This is a genomic window from Spirillospora sp. CA-108201, assembly GCF_050936235.1.
GTDB lineage: Bacteria > Actinomycetota > Actinomycetes > Streptosporangiales > Streptosporangiaceae > Spirillospora.
This window is the reverse complement of record NZ_JBNJNE010000001.1, coordinates 6550946-6568669: the sequence shown is the minus strand read 5'-3', so window position 1 is coordinate 6568669 and position 17724 is coordinate 6550946. Positions and strand designations below refer to the sequence as shown.

At 72.7% G+C, this 17724-nt stretch carries 13 protein-coding genes; 4 read left to right on the top strand and 9 right to left on the bottom strand.

Annotation, left to right across the window (positions count from 1 at the left end):
- Positions 1-272: 272 nt before the first annotated feature.
- The 7 genes from ACQEU6_RS31695 to ACQEU6_RS31665 form a co-directional block, all read right to left on the bottom strand.
- Positions 273-731: an aldehyde dehydrogenase family protein gene (locus ACQEU6_RS31695; RefSeq protein ID WP_499336699.1), complete on the bottom strand. Its 459-nt coding sequence runs from the start codon at positions 729-731 to the stop codon at positions 273-275.
- A gap of 58 nt (positions 732-789) precedes the next feature.
- Complete coding sequence (locus ACQEU6_RS31690; RefSeq protein ID WP_499336698.1) at positions 790-2367, bottom strand: putative type IV secretion/conjugal transfer ATPase; 1578 nt, start codon at positions 2365-2367, stop codon at positions 790-792.
- Positions 2364-3845, bottom strand: coding sequence for an SCO6880 family protein (locus tag ACQEU6_RS31685; protein WP_499336697.1), 1482 nt, complete (start codon positions 3843-3845; stop codon positions 2364-2366). Before ACQEU6_RS31685 ends, ACQEU6_RS31690 begins: the two co-directional genes overlap by 4 nt.
- Before the next feature lie 26 nt (positions 3846-3871).
- Entirely contained in the window at positions 3872-5374 is a 1503-nt protein-coding gene (locus tag ACQEU6_RS31680; protein WP_499336696.1) for a hypothetical protein, read from the bottom strand.
- Between the two features lie 70 nt (positions 5375-5444).
- On the bottom strand, positions 5445-6539 hold the full coding sequence (locus tag ACQEU6_RS31675) for a hypothetical protein (protein WP_499336695.1): 1095 nt from the start codon (positions 6537-6539) through the stop codon (positions 5445-5447).
- Entirely contained in the window at positions 6539-6847 is a 309-nt protein-coding gene (locus ACQEU6_RS31670) for a hypothetical protein (protein ID WP_499336694.1), read from the bottom strand. The genes ACQEU6_RS31675 and ACQEU6_RS31670 overlap by 1 nt, the downstream gene beginning before the upstream one ends.
- A gap of 252 nt (positions 6848-7099) precedes the next feature.
- Positions 7100-7663 (bottom strand): DUF6668 family protein, encoded by a 564-nt coding sequence (locus tag ACQEU6_RS31665; RefSeq protein WP_499340403.1) that lies wholly within the window; start codon positions 7661-7663, stop codon positions 7100-7102.
- A 447-nt stretch (positions 7664-8110) separates the two neighbouring features.
- Between ACQEU6_RS31665 and ACQEU6_RS31660 the strand changes: the two genes are divergently transcribed.
- The 4 genes from ACQEU6_RS31660 to ACQEU6_RS31645 all read left to right on the top strand — a co-directional run bounded on the left by ACQEU6_RS31660 (position 8111) and on the right by ACQEU6_RS31645 (position 14371).
- On the top strand, positions 8111-9307 hold the full coding sequence (locus ACQEU6_RS31660; RefSeq protein ID WP_499336693.1) for a C40 family peptidase: 1197 nt from the start codon (positions 8111-8113) through the stop codon (positions 9305-9307).
- Positions 9304-9921, top strand: a complete 618-nt coding sequence (locus ACQEU6_RS31655; protein ID WP_499336692.1) for a hypothetical protein — start codon at positions 9304-9306, stop codon at positions 9919-9921. The genes ACQEU6_RS31660 and ACQEU6_RS31655 overlap by 4 nt, the downstream gene beginning before the upstream one ends.
- Positions 9922-9960: 39 nt before the next feature.
- Entirely contained in the window at positions 9961-11778 is a 1818-nt protein-coding gene (locus ACQEU6_RS31650) for a type IV secretory system conjugative DNA transfer family protein (RefSeq protein WP_499336691.1), read from the top strand.
- Positions 11779-11929: 151 nt separating this feature from the next.
- On the top strand, positions 11930-14371 hold the full coding sequence (locus ACQEU6_RS31645; protein ID WP_499336690.1) for a serine/threonine protein kinase: 2442 nt from the start codon (positions 11930-11932) through the stop codon (positions 14369-14371).
- On the opposite strand, the gene ACQEU6_RS31640 is transcribed toward ACQEU6_RS31645, so the two are convergent.
- On the bottom strand, positions 14347-16599 hold the full coding sequence (locus ACQEU6_RS31640) for a transglutaminase TgpA family protein (RefSeq protein WP_499336689.1): 2253 nt from the start codon (positions 16597-16599) through the stop codon (positions 14347-14349). The two genes, ACQEU6_RS31645 and ACQEU6_RS31640, sit on opposite strands and share 25 nt — an antisense overlap.
- A complete protein-coding gene (locus ACQEU6_RS31635; protein ID WP_499336688.1) occupies positions 16584-17723 on the bottom strand; it encodes a DUF58 domain-containing protein in 1140 nt (379 codons plus the stop codon). Before ACQEU6_RS31635 ends, ACQEU6_RS31640 begins: the two co-directional genes overlap by 16 nt.
- Position 17724 lies beyond the last annotated feature (1 nt).

The window sequence follows — 17724 nt, the reverse complement described above, 5'->3', positions numbered from 1 at the left end:
CTTTGTGTAAAAGTAGACATATGGAACGATCCAGAATTCTCTCCGTCAAAGTGCTGTTCGGGAAGGTGTCTACTGGCGGTTGGATTGGGGTTCGTCAGTGAAGAGGGACGTCAGGGCACGGCCGATGCCGGCACCAGACCGCCTTGCCGGGGACGGATGCGCGGCCACACCGCACTCGGCGGCCACCCACCCGCCAGCCGCGTCCCCAACCTCACGGGACAGATCAGTGAGGCGGCTCGGCGTCTGAGAAGGCGGGGCCGTCGCCCGCCGCGTCAGCCGTTCGGGTCGATGGCCAGGACCACGGCCTTCGGCTCGGTGAAGAACTCCCGGCTGTAGGCGCCGCCTTCGCGGCCGAGGCCGGAGTCGCCGACCCCGCCGAACGGGGCGCGCAGGTCGCGGATGAAGAAGCAGTTCGTCCGCACCGTGCCGGCCTTCAGGGCCGCCGACACCCGGTGCGCCCGGGAGAGGTCCTCCGTGAACACCATCGCGTTCAGGCCGTACGGGGTGTCGTTGGCGGCCGCCACGGCCTCGTTCTCGGTGTCGAAGGGCGTGACCACGGCGACCGGGCCGAAGATCTCCTCCCGGCGCACGCGCGCGGTCGGCGGCGCGTCCAGGACCACGGTCGGCCGGACGAACAGCCCGCCGGCGCCCACGCCGCCGGTGGCGATCTTCGATCGCGTCTCCGTGACGCATCTGGTGAGTGGAGAGAGCGCGCACGAGGGCGCGGACACGACGGCGCCCGCCCCGCGGCTCCTTGCCGCAGGACGGGCGCCGTGGCGACCGCGCCGGTCAGAGGATCTGGGCGGGCGGCCTCGTGGTCGAGTTGGTCCAGCGCTTGTTGGTGTCGTTGACGTCCCGCTCGACGGACGTGAGCTCCACCTTGAACGGGATGCCGGGGCGTCCGCCGACCTTGACCAGGAACCTGCCGCGCCCCGGGGGCTCGCTGTCCTGCTTGAGCTCGGGGTTCCAGGACGGCGGCGTCGACCAGTCGACGATCATGCGCTCCTCGATGGAGGACATCCGGACCACCTCGTTCACCATCGCCATCTCCGCCTGCGGCAGCCCGCCGCAGATCACCATGCCCGCGCGTTCGGCGAATCCCTTGGCCTTCAGCCGGTCCGCCCGGTCGCTCAGCGACAGCAGGTCGGCCATGGTGTGCGTGATCATCACCTGCCCGGTGCCGCGCTGCCGGTTGAGGCGGGTGAGGGCGTCGACCCGGTCCACCAGGCCCCGCCCGGACCGCAGCACCCGCCACAGCTCGTCGAGGACGACGAAGAAGTGCCGCTGCGGTTCGAGCCCCTCGTCGGCCAGCGCGTGCGCGGCCTCGATCGAACCGAACCCGTCCGACCAGCAGGCCAGCAGCACGGCGGCCTGGAGCTCGGCGTCGGCGTCGTCGATCCCGCTGATGTCGATGCAGACGCCGCCCGGGTTGTCCAGCTCGATCGCGGTGGTGGTCTGGTGCGCGAACGTCTCGCCCATCGGGCCGTCCAGGACCCCGAGCAGCGACGCGTGCAGCGGGTCGACGGCCGCGCGGTACCGCGCCTCGTCGCCGCGCGCCAGGGTCACCGCGCGAAGCCGTTCCGGCCCGTCGTCGATCACCTTGATGAGGTCGGGCAGGACGGGCACGCCGGGGTGGCGCTCGTCCAGCACCCGCAGCGCCGCGTTGAGGACGGTGCGCTCGGTGTCGGCGATCGGGCCGCCGCGCAGCAGCGTGAGCAGCGCGCTGACCATGTTCAGCCGGCGGCCGTGCGCGTCGGCGACCAGCTTGGTCCGCGCCGCCTCGGGGAGCCGGGCCGCCGCGCCCGCCGTCGCGCCGGGGTCGAGCACGTTCAGCGAGCCGAGACCGCGGCCGAGCTTGATGATCTGCCCGCCCATCGCCCGGACCAGGTCGACGTAGTCGGGCTTCAGGTCGCCGAGCACCATGGGGAACACCCCCTGCCCGACCAGACCCACCACCATCCTGCGGATCAGCGTCGACTTGCCCAGCCCCGGCTTGCCGAGGACCAGGGCCGACGGGTTGTGGATCAGGTTGGCCCGCTGGAACCACGAGATCGGGTCGCAGCACAGCGCGGCGCCGGTGGTGAGCTCCCGGCCGAGCGGCACCCCCACCATCGGCGTCCCCGACCCGGCCCCGAACGGCCACAGCCCGCACACCTGGACCGTGGTGCCGCGCCATTCCGACGGCATCTCCACGTAGGACGCCCGGCCGCCGCCCCGGCGGGCGAACCCCCTGAATCCGGGCTTGAGCTCGGGCCTGCCCTTCTTCTCGCCCTTCTTGCCGCCCTTCTTCTCCTTCTCGCCGTCCTGCTCGGCGGCGGCGGGCTCCCCGGCCGCGCCGCCAGGGGCCGGCTTCGCGGAACGCTTCACAGGGCCTCCCTCACCAGCGCCGGCACCTGGAGGTGGTCGGGAAGGACGATGCCGAGGGGGAGGGCGGCCGCGAACGCCGACGCCTGCGACCCGTACATCTGCCGCAGCCGCAGCCGCGCGGGGCCCGTGAGCGTGTCGACGGCGGCCGCCGCGACCGGAAGCTCCTCGGCCGAGCGGACGGTGGCGGTGACGAGGACGGTGAACCGGATCACCCCCGCCCCCCGGGCCTCCTCCAGCGCCGACTGGTCGCTCTTCATGACGTCGATCTCGTTCCTGGCGGCGCTGGAGGAGCCGTCGAGGCGGAAGCGCGAGTCCCGGCGGTCGCGTTCCACGATCCGGGCCGCGGAGGCCGGATCGTGCGGCCGGTAGAGGAAGGTGACGCGCTTGCGGGCGATGTCGTGGTGCGGGGCCACCAGCCCGGTCATCACGTTGGACAGCACCTCGCCCCGCGGCGCCTCCGACATGCCCCACGTGATGGAGCAGCCGCTGTCGTGGACGTAGTGGTCCCACGACTCCTGCGCCGCGACCGGCCCGGCGTCCTCCCAGCGCGTCTCCTGGTCCTCGGCGGACTCCAGGACCGTCTGCGCCTCCGGGTCGTAGGCGATCCGCACGGCGCGGGTGAGTTCCTTCGCGGTCAGCGCGCGAGCGGATCCCGCGCCGGTCATCGACAGCCCGGAGACCAGCCCGGGGATGCGCATCCCGATCTCCCGCACCATGGCGTCCTGGTCGCGGCGCTTGCCCCCGAGCTGCGGGAGGGCCGCGTAGGTCACCGCGATGCGGGTGGAGACCCGCGCGCTGCCCACCGGGTAGTTCCAGACGATCTCGTCCAGCGCCCGCCGGGCCAGCTCGGGCGCGTTCGGGTCGGTGTTGGCGTAGATCTCCTCGCGAAGGCGGGTCCCGGTGTCGGGGGCCGTCTCGATGGTCACGCTCGCGGCGACCAGGCCCGGCTCGTAGCTGAGCGAGGCCATCCACTGCCCCCAGTGGGAGACCCACGTGTCGACCTGGCTCTGGTCGACCAGCGCCGCGCCCTCGGCGTTGCACTCGAACACCACGGTGTAGTGCTTCGTGGACGGGATCACGACCAGGGCGAACGGGCGCCCGTAGGAGTCTCGGCCCTCCACCAGCCGGGACTGGGCGAGCAGCCCCGGAAGCCGGCACGAGCCGTGCGGGACGACGCTCAGCGGTCCCGAACGGTAGAGGTGCCACCCCTGGGCGCGGCCCGACCACCAGGTCACCCGCGCCGTGAGCGCCTGGAGGGCCGTCCGCCCGTGCGCGTCCTGGATGACCAGCGGCAGCATCACCAGGCCCAGCACGACGGCGCCGGCCAGGCTCACCACCAGCGACACCGTCGCGATCAGGGTGATGAGGATCAACCCGACCATGAGGATCAGCGTGCCGGCCAGTCCCAGCCGACCGATCCCCGGGGAGACCGGCTTCCGCCAGTTCCCGTACGTGGGTTCACGGTAGTCGGACGCCACGTCGGCTCCTCCTCGTTCGTTCGGGCCTAGATGCTGCCACTTGGATTACCCGTGTTTCCGCCGCTGCCGCCCGGGCCCCGGCCCCCGGAAGGAGGCGTCCGCCCGGTGCTCCCTCCCGAAGGAGAACCGGACCCGCCCGAAGGAGAACCGGAATCGGGGGGCCGGTAGCTGGGCATCTCGCTGCCGTTGCCTCCGATGGAGGAGAAGTCAGGGTCGGGAACGTCGTACGGGGGGACGTCGTATGCCGGGACGTCGTATGCGGGAACGCTGGAAGACGGGTCGGCTCCCGAGGGTCCCGGCGCTCCTCCGCCGCCGCCCGGACCACCTGAATCACTGCCTGGACCACCACCCGGACCGCCCGGACCGCCGCTCGGACCGCCGCTCGGACCGCCGCTCGGACCGCCGCTCGGACCGCCGGTCGGACCACCCGGTCCACCCGGTCCACCCGGTCCGCCGTTCGGTCCGCCGCCGCCGGGGCCGCCGCCGGGCCCGCCGACCGGGCCGTTGCTCGGCCCAGCGGTCGGTACGCCGCCGCCGGAACCGCCGCCCGAACCGCCTCTACCGCCCCAGCCCCAACCGCCGCCGCCGCCCGAGCTGGGGCCCGGCTTCGGACCCGGCCCGCTGCCGCCGGGGCCGCCCATCAGGCCAGTGAAGAAGCCCGTCGCCTGCCTGCGCATGGCCATCGCGGTGCCGCCGTACGTGAAGTGGCCGACGTGGCGGATGCCGAAGAAGCCGAGGCCTTCCGTGGCCGCGGGCATGATGGCGCGCAAGGTCATCGGCATGGCGAACACCGACCCGCCCGCGAGGGCCAGGCCGAAGAGGCGGTCGGCCTCGAACTTGGACGCCATCAGCGCCAGGGCCCCGCCGTCGATCACCGCGATGACCGGCTTGACCACGATCAGGGCGGCCAGCAGGGCGAGGCCCTGCCGGTAGGCGGCGTTCCCGTAGGCGCTGAACCTCGCCGCGGCGAGGGTCGGCATGATCCCGACCAGGATGATCAGGGCCCCGCTCCGGAAGAGCATCAGCACGAACTGGATCGCCGACGAGAGCGCCGCGGCGAGGGCGAAGAAGGCGAGGATGAAGGACGTGTCGCTCTTGTCGTCCCCGAGCAGGCTGATGCCGTTCTTCCAGTTGTCGATCCAGGCGTCGTCCTTCGGCCCCATGCCCTCGACGATCCACTGGGAGAACCTGTCCCCGGCGATGTTCAGCAGATTGACCAGCGTGGCCAGCGTCAGGATGATGACGGCCAGTTCCACGAACTGGGACATCGCCTGCCGGAACGGTTCGCCCTTGCGTTGGACCGCTATTCGGAAGGCCGCGACGAGGAAGCCGGCGAACGCCATCGCGGCGGTCAACCAGTTGGTGTACTCGCGGAGCATGTACAGCACTCCGCCTCTCTCACCTGTCAACGACACGCTGTAGGCGCTGTCGCTCATCCACCAGGTGAGGAACGTCTGAAAGCTCGACAGCGCCCAGTCCAGCAGCTTGTTGACGAGCCACGCCCAAGCCTCGTCAAGAAGGTCATCCATCAGGAACCACCAGGACGGGACATGGCAGGGAACACGAAGTCGATCGACTCACGCACGATGGGCTTTCTTCTCAGAAGGGATCGACCAGAAGGCTGACGAAGGCGAGGGCCAATCCCGAACCCGCCATGACGCATGCGATCATCACCCATCCCAGGCCGACGGCCTGCGCTCCGAACTCGCCCCTCTTGTGCTTGAGCGCCATGGTCCCGCCGGCGAGGATGAAACCCAGCACGCAGCCCGCCAGAGCGGTCCAGAGCAGCCAGCGCAGCAAGGGCTCCACCGGTTCGGTGACGCTGCCGACCCCCTTCGCGTGGCCGCGCGGCAGCGACGCGTCGGGTCTGGCGTTGATATCCGGCTTTCTTCCGGTGGGAGGCTTGAGTGCCGTCGTCTTCTTGTCGGAGTTATCTTTCTTGCACTGCTTCGGGAACATCCCGCTGCCGTGCTGCTTCTGGCTGCAGTACTCCTCCACTCCCCCGACGCAGTCGATCTTCTCGTCCTCGGACTTCAGATCCCAGCAGGAGTCGTTCTTCTTGTCGGCTTTCGGCCACTGAGCACTGTTGCTGGTGTTGCAGTACCCGTCCGGCTCCGAGTCGCTTCTGCGGAGGCAGACCTTGAACTGGTACTTCCCGTCCGTGGTGCGCTTGTAGCCGGGGATCTCGATCTCATCGCATTTGCCTTTGTCGTCCGCGTGGACACTGGCCACCTCCTTCCCGTCGACGATGGCGTAGCCGCGGGCGAGGTGGCCGCCTTCGGTGCTGCACACCCTGATCCGGCCGGTCGCCGGGTCGAACTGGAGCTTGGCGCCGGGATCGGTGTCGATGGTCTCGATGTCGTCGGTCTTGCCCCAGTCGACCGGGGCCGCCAGCGCCGCGAGGCCCACCGTGCTCGCCCGGCCCGGTCCCTGGACGGCCGGGGCGGCCTCGACCGCGAGCCGCGCCGGGCCGCCGGCGAGCGGCCCGGCCGTCTGGGAGTGTTCCAACGACCCCGCGCCGCGCTGGCCGTCCAGGACGATCTCGGGCGTGCGAGCGGGAAGGAGGCTGATCGCGAGCAGGGCGGCGCCCAGCACGAGGAACGCGGCGGCCAGGAAGGGCACGCGCCGGCGCACGGGCGCCCGGCTCGCGCGGCCCTTCTCGCGTGCCGCGCCGAGGTGTGAGGGCGCCGCCATCAAGAGGCGAGGTTTCTGACGATCAGTCCCGCGCTCACGATGAGCAGGCAGCCGAATCCCACGATGAACATGCTTCCGAGGTGGCTTCCCCCCTCACCCTTCCTGTGCTGGATGCCCATCCGGGCGCCGATGATGACGAAGCCCGCCACACAGGCGAGCAGACCGCCCCAGGCCGCCCAGCCGAGCAGCTTTTCGATCTTGTCCGCGAACGGCGGCGCCTCGCCCTGCCCGGGATTCGGGATGTCCTTGGCGAGGGCTGCCGCATGGCCGAACAGGTGGGCCGTCCACGTGATCGTCGCGTCGAGCATGCGCGTCCTCCGAGATGATGCGATCGAGAGTTCTGGCCGGCCGTGCGCAAGCGGACGGCGGTTCGGCCGGGGCTCACCGGCGCGTCACGGCACGACAGCCGCGCGCTTGCTCGATGAGCCCTCCCGGAAGGGGGCGCCGCCGGTCAGGGCTGGACCGGCGAGACACCTTCCGAGCACGGTTCTGTATTCGTACTGAACGGTCCGGGGGCCGCAGTAATCGTCAAGCCCCGGAGATCGGTAACTCTGGCGCGGTCACACGGGAACCGGACCGCTCATGTCGCGGACCAGACGTGCGTACGCGGAGGGGAGCCGGACACTGTCCGGAGGATCGCCGAGGCGGAACGCCTCCACCCAGGGCAGGTCCCACAGTTGGGGCACACCGCCGGCGATCAGGCGCAGGAGGTCGGCAAGCGGTTTCGGTCGCTTCCCGGGGGCATCGGCCACCACCGCCAGGCCGACCAGCTGCACGCTCGGAAGGCCGCCCGCGGCCCACTGGGCCACGGCCGCCTGAGCGGCGCACAGTCCGGCCGCGTGGCTTCTGGCGACCAGCAGTACCTGGGACCGGCCCGCGGGTGCGGGCGTCGGCCAGTAACGTCCCGCGCTCACGCTGTTGGCGATGAGAGCGGCAAGTGTGGAGGCACCGGCTCCCCCATGACATGAGGAGAGCCAGAGCCCGGGGGCTTGTCCATTATAGGTGACCAGACCGAGCGCGCTCCTCGGCAAGGGACCCTGCTCGGCGGGTATGACCGCCTGCGCGGCGAAGCCCTCGCTCTGGGGCCGCGCCTGCTGAGCCGTGTACGCCGACGGTCCCGGCATACTCGGCGGAGCCTCAGGGCCGACCGCCCCGTACTGCCGGGCGTCGTTCGTCGTTGCCCGCACCACGGGTGCCACCTCCGGAAAAGTCGCGAGCGGCTCTGCTCTGGTTCTGCCCTGGCTTGCGCTGGTACTGCTGTGGCTCGGGCCGCCTCCGCGCCGGCGGAGGTCGCCCCTTGGAAGCGACCGTCCGCGAAGGCCCGCCGCCGGCAACCCGCCGCCCGCACGGCTCCGCGACGCCCGCTCGCCGGACGCGGCCGGCAGGTCGCACCTTGCATCACCGCGCGTTGACCGCACGGTCTTGGTCGGCGGGTCCCGGCAGGACGGGGCATGCCCCGGAGAGCACGCCGACGGTGGCCGTCCGGCGTTCCACCCCCTGGCGGGAGGAGCGGCGGCGCCACTGCCGATCTTGGAAGGCCACATCATCAACTGTTCCAGGAATGATCTCCGATGGTGACGTTCAGCCTGGGGAAGTTCGTCCTCAGGACGGGCTGCCTCGGGACCGTCGCCATTCTCGGTCTCATGGCCGGGGTGATGGCCGTGGCGATCCAGAAGGTCTCCTCGTTCGGCATCACCAATGTGTGCGGGCCCGCGAACCCCGACGGCCCGGACCTGCTGAGCCCGGCACCCAAGCCGAGCTCTCCGAGCGGGGGCCCGACCGCGATCCCGGCGGCTTACGAACGCGGTCCGGCCGTCGGGCCGTTCGGCTCCGGAAACGTGGAGAACGTCGCCGCCGCGGCCAAGGCCCCGGCGACCAGCATTCCCTCCAACTACGTCAAGCTCTACAAAGCCGCCGAGCCGAAGTGGGGCATTCCTTGGTACGTTCTCGCCGGAATCGGAAAGGTGGAGACCGACCACGGCCGTTCCCCCCTTCCCGGCGTCCACTCGGGGGCCAACTACGCCGGTGCGGGCGGTCCGATGCAGTTCCTCCAGGCCACCTTCGACGCCTACGCCGTCGACGGCCCCACGATCAGCGAGAAGGGCGATCTCGGCCGACCCGACGGCAGGAAGAGCCGCTACGACCCGTCTGACGCGATCTTCAGCGCCGCGAACTACCTGCACGCCAGCGGCGCGCCCGCCCAGACCAGGAAGGCGATCTACGCCTACAACCACTCCTGGGACTACGTGGATCTGGTGCTGTCGTGGGCCGAACGGTACGCGGGCAACGGCTTCTCCCTCGGCGAGGCGAACAATGCCGGAATGTCATGCGCCTCGTTCGGCGGCGGCGCCCCGTCAGAACTCGGGCAGAGCATCATCGCCTATGCCAAGCGCTGGTTGAAGACCCCCTATGTATGGGGCGGCGGCAATATCAACGGCCCCACGGGCGGGGGCTTCGACTGCTCGGGCCTGACATTGTACGCGGTGTACCACGCGACCGGCGGAAAGATCGAGCTGGGGCACTACACCGGAAACCAGATCAGGGACTCCCGCGGCACGAAGGTGAGCCGCGGAAATCTCCAACCCGGTGATCTGGTCTTCTTCACCAAGCCCGGCGACGCCGATCCGCACCACGTCGGAATCTACGTCGGCGGAAACCAGATGCTCCATGCGCCGTACACGGGAACCGTCGTGCAGATCGGCCCTATGAACGAGGGTGAATTCAGCGGCGGAGTCCGTTTCTCGGCACCGAAGACGGCGAGGGCATGATGCGAAGGCCTCATCGTCAGTCGTCGGCCCGGCGCCGTTTCCGGCCCGCCGTCCTGGCCGTCACCGGCCTGCTGCTCGCCTCGGGGTGCGGGCTGCCGCATCGGGAGCCGCAGCGGGAGAGGACGGGCGGCACCGCCACGTCCCCGCCGGCCGCCGTGCCCTCGCCTCCGCCCGCGCCGACCGGGACGCCCCGCGGCCTCCCCGACCCGAAGACCGTCGACCGGCGGGACGCGACCGCCGTGTCGCGCGCCGCCGTCCAGACGATGTGGACGGTCGACGCGGCGATCGACCGCGGCCAGAGCGACGCCTACCAGCGGGCCCGGCCCTACCTGACCCCCGAGTACGCCGCGCGGGCGGAGGCCCAGCCGACCGGAACGGTGCCCTCGCTCTGGCGCGACCACCGCGCCTACGCCCGGGTCCGCCTGACGCCCCAGACGCCCGAGGACGGCGCACCCCCCGACAACGCCCGGACCGCCCACCGCCAATGGGAGGTCGCCGTCACCCCCGTCGGCAGGGACGGCTGGAAGGGCACGCCCACCCGCGCGATCGCCTTCGTCACCCTGACCCGCGGCGACGAGAACGACTGGCGGGTCTCGGGGGTCACCACGGCATGACCCGCCGACGATCCGGAACATCACGATTGAGGAGACTCCATGGCCGGTAACGACGACGATGACGTCTACGTGGTCTTCATCGGTATCGGCCTGGTGTGCGCGCTGATGGGTGGGGCCAGCAGTTTCCTGACATGGCTGGCGGGCCAGCTGTCCGGCGTCCTCTCGGGCGGTGGATGGCCGGACTCCAGCCCGACGGACTGCCTGCACGTCACCTTCAACCTCGTGCGCCATCCCACCGATCCGAGCAGGGCGTGGCCGCCAGCGGCCGCAGCGGCCGTAGGGTCGACCCCCGTCTTCTTCATGCTGCTCGCCGTGCTGCTCCTGGTGGCGGCCGTCGTCGCCTTCTTCCTGGCCCGGCTCCTGCTGAACTGGCGGCGCCACCGGACGTTCCGCCGGCTGCGGCTGGGATTCGCCTCCGGCTGGGAGGTCCGCCAGCTGCTGAGCGCCCGGACCGTCCAGAGCAAGGCCGCGCAGGTCCGGCCGTCCACCCAGAGCGTTCCCAAGCGGTCGGTGAAGCCCGAGGACGTCGGGTTCTACATCGGACGGGACATCAGGTCCCGGCGGAAGCTGTACGCGTCCCTGGAGGACACCGCGATCGTCGTCGCGGCGCCGCGCCAGGGGAAGGACGTGCACTTCGTCACGCCGTTCACCATCGACGCGCCCGGCCCGTGCATCGTCACGTCCAGCCGCCGGGAGACGTTCATCAACACCGCCATGGTGCGCGCGCAGTACGGCGAGGTGTACGTCTTCGACCCGTACAACTGGACCGGCTGGCCGAACCGGATGCGCTGGTCGCCGCTGCAGGGGTGCGAGGACCCGAACGTGTGCGCGGTCCGGTCGGGGACGCTCGTCCAGTCGAGCGGTTTCGACATCGGACACGAAGGGGGCAAGGCGCTCAGCGGCATCATCACCATCATCCGCTGCCTGCTGCACGCCGGGGCGATCGGCAGGCTCAACTTCCGCGAGGTGATGCGCTGGGTCTACGAGGCCGACGGTCAGGAGGCGCTGGAGATCCTGCGCCAGGGCGAGCGCGAGGGTCGGACCGCCCCCGGATATCCGGGGGCGCTGGAGTTCACGATGCGGGACGAGCACGCGTGGTCCGGAGTGATCCAGGTGATGTCGTGCTTCTCGCAGCCCGAGGTGCTGGACGACTGCACGCCGGACCCCGGGGAGGAGTTCGACTTCAAGCAGTTCCTCCAGGGCCGGAACACCCTGTACTTCGTCTCCAAGAAGCAGAGCGACTGGGGAGGCATCGCCCCCATCGTCACGACCATCATCGAGCAGTACTTCCGCAGCGCGCGCGGCACGGCGATGAGGAACCCGTCCGGCCGCCTCGACCCGCCGCTGACGTTCGAGCTGAACCAGGTGGCCGACATCTGCCCCCTCGGCGGCCTGGCCACCTACATGGGAGAGTCCGGCGGCTACTCCATCAGCCTGCACGTCTACCTGACGTCGCTGGCGGAGGCCCGCAGGGTGTGGGGCTCGGACGGCGCCGCGTCCCTGTGGGACAACGCCACAGTCAAGATCATCTCGGGTGGCTCCGGCACGGCCAAGGACCTCTCCGACCTCTCCGATCTCGTCGGCAAGCACGACGGGAAGCAGATCCTCACCCCCGAGGAGCTGCGGACCATGCCCTTCGGCCGCGCCGCCGTCGTCGCCGGCACCGCCCGTCCCGTCGAGATGTGGCTGACCCCCTGGTGGAAGCGCAGGGACCGGGACGCCATCGCGCGGGGCAAGGCGGCGGCGGAGGCGATGATCCAGAAGATGCACGCCGGCAAACCGGTCGAGAGCGCCTCGACCCCCGACGCGGTCGAGGCGGGCGGCGAGGACGGCGACAATTCGGCCATCGTCTGGTGAGAGGGCGGACCCGTCCGCGGATCGGGGGCCGGGACGGGTTGCGCAATGAGGACACACCCGGACGTCTAGAAGGGATGGGCACTACACTCGACCTGTCAGCGAGGAGGGTCCCTGTGCCGATGTCCGACCATCCCGGCCTGAACCTGATGTGATGGTCGCCGCACCGAACCTCATCGTGGCAGGGCACCCGGACCTCTCACGAAGGCTGCGCGACACCGGGCGCTTCCCGGCCGTGTTCGACGCCGCCTCCGCCAGCGGGCTCCGCGACCTTTCCAAGAGCGGCAGGGTCCGTGCCCCGGCGGCGTTCCTGTTCGCTCCGGACTTCGACGAGGACCTTCCCGACGCCGGTGTCCCGTTCCTGGCCGACCGGCTGGCGGCGACCGGCCACACCGTGATCGTGCACGGCTTCTACACCGAGCGCGGCGACGTCTTCGCCCCGGAAGTGATCGCGACCGCCAGGCCGCTGACGCTGGCGGAGCTGCTGGAGCTGCTCGGCGCCGCCGAGTCGGCGCCGGTCCCCGCCGGGACGATGTTCACCTGGCCGTCCGACGGTCCCCCGCCCGAGCTGCGGGTCGGCTCCCGCGGCGACTCGTCGAGCCTGATCCCCGGGTACGGCGGGCTGTCGATCGTCCATCGCGGCACCGGCTCGGTGACCTACCGCGCCGAGCACGAGGAGTCCGGCGCCGCGGTCGCCGTCAGGGTGCGGCTCGACGGTTCCGAGACCCCGGCGGAGGAGCTCTCCGCCCTCGAACGCGCCTCCCGCGGCGATCACCTGGTGAGCGTGCTGCGGAGCGGCCGCGCCACCACCGGGCAGATGTACACGGCGTCCGAGTACTGCCCCGGCGACGCGCACTCGCCGGAGTCCCTGCCGGTCGCGGACGCGGTCGGGACCGCCGTCTCCACGGGCCGGGCCTTGCAGGCGCTGCACGACGAGGGACTGGTCCACGGCGACGTCCGCCCGGGCCGGATCCTGCGTGGCGAGGCGGGGCCGCTGCTCACCGGTTCGGCCACCGCACGGGGACTGGCCGCGCATCCCTCACCGGGTGTGCTGGGGCCGGTCGCCCGGGAGCGCGTCCACCCCGGGTTCGCCGCTCCGGAGGCGCTGCGGGGGCAGCCGCAGACCGTGCAGGCCGACGTGTACGGGCTCGGCGCCACCCTCTGGAGCCTGCTGGCCGGGCGGGCTCCCTTCGCCTCCGACGGGCAACGCGACCCGGACGAATCTGCCCCTCGGGTACCGCGCGACGACGTGCCGGAGTGGCTCGGCGACGCCCTCGCGAAGGCGCTCGCGAGCGATCCCGCCGACCGGTACCCGACGGTGCGGGCGTTCACCGAGGCGCTGGAGGAAGGGCTGCGCGCCGCTCCCGCGCAGGACGTCCAGGAGAAGAGCCCGCAGGAGGAGGCGGCCCCGGAACCCGATCCGGTGCCGGTCCCTCTCCCGGAACAGCAGGCACCCCCCGCGGACGAGCCTGTGACCTTCGCGGAACCCCAGGAGACGTACACCGACCAGCAGGTCTGGCCCGAAGACCAGCAGGTCCCGGCCGCAGAGCAGCAGGCACCGCTCGCGGACGCGCCTGTGACCTTCGCGGACCAGCCTGTGACCTTCGCGGACCAGCCTGTGACTTTCGCGGAACCTCAGGCGACGTACACCGAACAGCAAGCGCCGGTCACCGAACAGCAAGTCCCGGTCCCGGACCAGCAGGTGACCTTCGCCGACCAGCCGGTGGCCTTCGCGGAACCGGACGCGGTCTACACGCGACCGCAGGCGCCCTACGGCGACCAGCATGCGCCGTTCGCAGGACAGGAACCGCAGCTCTACGCCGACCAGCAGGCACTCTACGCAGAGCCGTATGCGCCCTTCGGGGAACAGCAAGCGCCCCACGTGGACCAGCAGGCGCCCTTCGTTCAGCCGCACACGCCGTTCGCGGGGCAGCAGACACCCCACGGGGAACAGCAACCGCCCTACGCGGAACCGCAAGCGCCCTACGCGGAACAACCGCCGCCCTACGCTGAGCAGCAGATGCCCTTCGCGGAACAGCAGGGGCCATTCACGCCGCAGCAGCAGGCGGCGCCCGCGGGACCGCGTCGTCGCGGGATCGCGCTGCTGGCCCTGGTGGCGTTCGTGCTCGCCCTGGTCGTGTTCGCCGCGGTCTCCCTTCTGTCGGGCTCGGGGACGGCCGAGCGGCGCCGCACGGATCCGCCTCCGGCGTCCCCGTCCGCGCCCGCGCCTTCGGCGCCCGCTCCCACCTCGCAGGCGCCCGGCTCAGAGCCGCCGGCGCCCACGTCCAGCCCGACGGTGGTGCGGCCGGAGACCAGGTACGCGCCGAGCCAGGTGCGGATCGTCGACAGCCGGGTCTCGATCGAGATCAGCTGGAGGGACGCCACCGGCGGCAGGGCCGCGTACTACGTGGTCGGCGGCCCGGTGGGGCGCACGCCGTCCACCATGGCCAACGTGCCCGCGGGGACGGCGAAGGCCCAGATCCTCGCTCTCAACCCGAGCGTGGAGTACTGCCTGACGGTCGTCGCCGTGCTGGACGTCGAGCGGGTCGCCTACGCCCAGCCCGTCTGCACTCACCGCGGCAAGCGGGCGGGCTGAGCCGCCCACAGCGGCGCGCGCGGGTCCCACCACCAGAGCAGGCGGCGCGGGATCGGCCGGGAGCGGCGGAGCGCGGCGACCACGGTGCGGACCTCCGCGACCGTGAACGCCGCGTCCTCCGGGGTGACCGAGCCGCCGTAGCGGGCGGCGTTCACCAGTCCGCCCACCCTGCGCAGCCGTTCGGGGTCGGCGCGCGGCAGTTCCCGCGCGAGCCGCGCCGACATCTCGACGGGGGTCGCGGACGCGGGCACGGGCAGGCCCGCGACGCGCACCGCCACCATCAGCTCGGTCCAGGCCGCCCTGACCCGGTCGGGAGCGGCGCCCCGGTGCAGCCGGCGGATCCGGATCACGCCCAGCAGCGGGACCCCGAGCAGGAAGGCCAGCAGTGCCAGCGCGGGAAGGACGAGCAGGATCCCCTCGCCGGCGCCCGCCCCCCGGCTCCCGCCGCCGCCCGCGCCGCCCTTGCCGCCGGCGTCGCGGGCATCGGGCTCGTCGGGCCGCGGACCCTCCTCTTCGGTCGGCTTCGGGGAAGGGGCCTGCGCGGAGGCGGGCGAACGCTCGCGCGGGTTCGGGTCGTAGGGCACCCACCCCAGGTCCCGGAAGTAGATCTCGCCCCACGCCACCGCGTCGCCGGTGCGGACCACGCGGTCGCGGTCGCCGCTTCCCGGACCGAACCCGACCGCGACCCGGCTCGGCAGCCCGGCCGCCCTCGCCAGCACCGCGAACGCGCTGGCGAACTGCTCCGACGTCGCGCCCCCGCCCCTGCGGCCCGGGGCGACCAGCAGTTTCGCGAGCTCGGCGTAACCGTGCCCGCCCGGGGCGCCCGGCCTGAAGGTGTAGGAGTCGCGCAGGTACTCGGCGAGACGGGACGCGCGCTGGTGCGCGTTGCCGTCCCCCGCGGCCCGCTGGGCGATCTCCGCCAGCTTCGGCGGCGCACCGGGCGGCAACCGGAGGTAGCGCTGGTCCTCCTCGCCGGAGGCGGTCACCGCGTCGGCCGTCCGCATCGCGCTCCATTCCGGGACGTCGCCCGTCACGGAGTACCTCCGCCCGGCCACCGGCCCGTCGGAGGACAGGAGCGCGCCGGAGTCCGCGTCCTGCTCGACCGCGAGGCCGTCCACCCGGGTCGGGATGCCGGGGGCCGGCACCCAGCCGCCCGGCAGCGCGCCGACCGAGACGCGCACCTTCGTCCGCAGCGTCTTCGGCGGCAGCTCGGCGGGAGGCAGCAGGTTCGCCCCGCTGGGAAGGTAGGTGCTGTCGGGCAGCCAGGTCGGCCCGGTGAACTCGGTGAGGACGGCCCACCGCAGTTGCGTCCTCGGTCCTGACACCTCCATCAGCGGCCTGCCGGGATCGGCGGACCACGCCGACAGGTAGGACAGGGGGTTGCGTTCCTCGGTCGGCGCCTCGGGGGTCTCCGCGGCCCTGCGGGGATCGGCCGCCTTGACCGGCCAGTTCTCCAGCACGCCGGACCCGCCGACGGCGGCGACCGCGCCGGGCAGGACCACCGCGCAGGCCACCGCCGCGACGACCGCGCCGACGCGCGGGCGCGGACGGCGACGGGCAGACGCGGACGCCGTGTCCGCCAGGTCCGCCAGGTCCGCAAGGTCCGCCAGGTCCGGCATGCGCACGGTGAACCCGGCACTCGCGGTGTCCGGGCGGGCCCGCGGCGCGGAGACCAGGAGCACCGCGGCGCCGGCGGCGAGCAGGGCGGCCGACCAGTAGCCGGGCCCGGCCGCCTGCGGGTTGAGCGCTGCGGCCCCGCACAGGAGGAGCGCACCGGGCAGCAGCGCGGGCAGGACGCGGCCGTCCCGGCACAAGACCGTCGCGATGGCCGCGGCCAGCCAGACCGCCGCCACCGGGAACGCCAGCAGGTCCACGGTCACCGGGGCCTGCGGCGAGGTCGTCAGGATGCGGGCGCCGGAGTGCAGCACCGCGTCCACGGCGGCCGGCACCGGGCCCTTGACCGGCCCGGGAGCCCAGGACGCGAGGGCGACCAGCCAGACCGCGGCCACGGGCAGGCCCGCCGGGATCGCGGCGGGCCCGAGCCCGCGCAGCATCCGGTAGGCCGCCGACGTCACCGCGACGCCGAGGGCGGCGGTGACCGCCAGCACGGCGAACGCGGGGAGGGGCCGGTCGTAGCCCACCGCCAGCAGCGGCGCCGACGCGGCGGCGGCCACCGCGACGGCGGCGGACGAGAGCACGGTCCGGATCCGGGTCACCGCGCCCACCACCGGCTCTCGTTCCACCGCGCGGCGAAGCCGGCCGGATCGGCGGCGCACAGGAGCCGCACCCCGGCGGGCGGCGCCAGGCCGCCGCCCGCGTCGCCGGGGCCGACCAGTCCGACCAGCGAGACGGTGTGCCGCGACGCGAGCGACCGCATCGCGGCGGCGGCGTCCTCGTCCGCCGCCCTCGTGGACAGCAGCACGATCGCGCGTCCCGTCGGCGCCGAGCGCAGCCCCGCGCAGGCGCCCGCGAAGTCCGCGCCGGGCCGGGCCGCCGCCTCGGCGAGCACGTCCAGGTGGCCGGTGACGCCCGCGGCCGCGGCGGAGCGCACGCCGCCCGCGAGCCGCAGCTCGACCGGGACGTCCGGGCCGGAGCGCACGATCGACGCCGCGACCTCCACCAGGGCGTCCAGTTCGTCCGGGCCGTAGCGGTCATCGACCAGGACGGTCATGCCCGTGCCGGCGGAGTCGGCGTGCTCGCGGACCATCAGGCGCCCGCGGCGCGCCGACGTCCGCCAGTGGATCTGGCGCACGTCGTCGCCGGGCGCGTGCTCGCGCAGCCCGGCGAAGGCCCCCTCGGAGGCGCGGACCGACGCCGACGAGGTGTCCCGGCCCCCGCCGCCGGCGGCGGGCACATGGGCGAGGTGGTGGTGGCGCGGATGCACCAGCAGCCGCACCGGCACGTCGTCGGCCGCCCGGACGGCGCGCGCGAGCCCCAGCGGGTCGGTGCGGACCAGGCTGAGCGGTCCCGCCTCCACCACGCCGCGCCGCTGCGGGGTCAGCTCGTAACGGATCCTCGGACCGGCGCGGCCCAGGGACAGGACGACCGGATCTCCGACCCCGGTGACGCGCTCGGCGGCCGTGGCGCTCCTGGCGCCGCCTCCCGTCGCGATGTCGAGGATGACGGTCACGGGCTCGCCGGCGCGGACCCGCGCCGCCGTGATCCGGCGGCCGACCCGCGTGGCGGGGAGCCGGCCGGCGAGGAGCATGGCCAGCGCGACGGCCGGCAGGGCGAGCGCCCCCAGCGCACCCGGTGCCAGGTAGCCCAGACCGAAACCCCCGCCGCTCAGGACGGCTCCGGACGCGAGCAGCGCCCAGCCGCGGGCGGTGGGGCGGAGGGTGCCGCGGGTCACG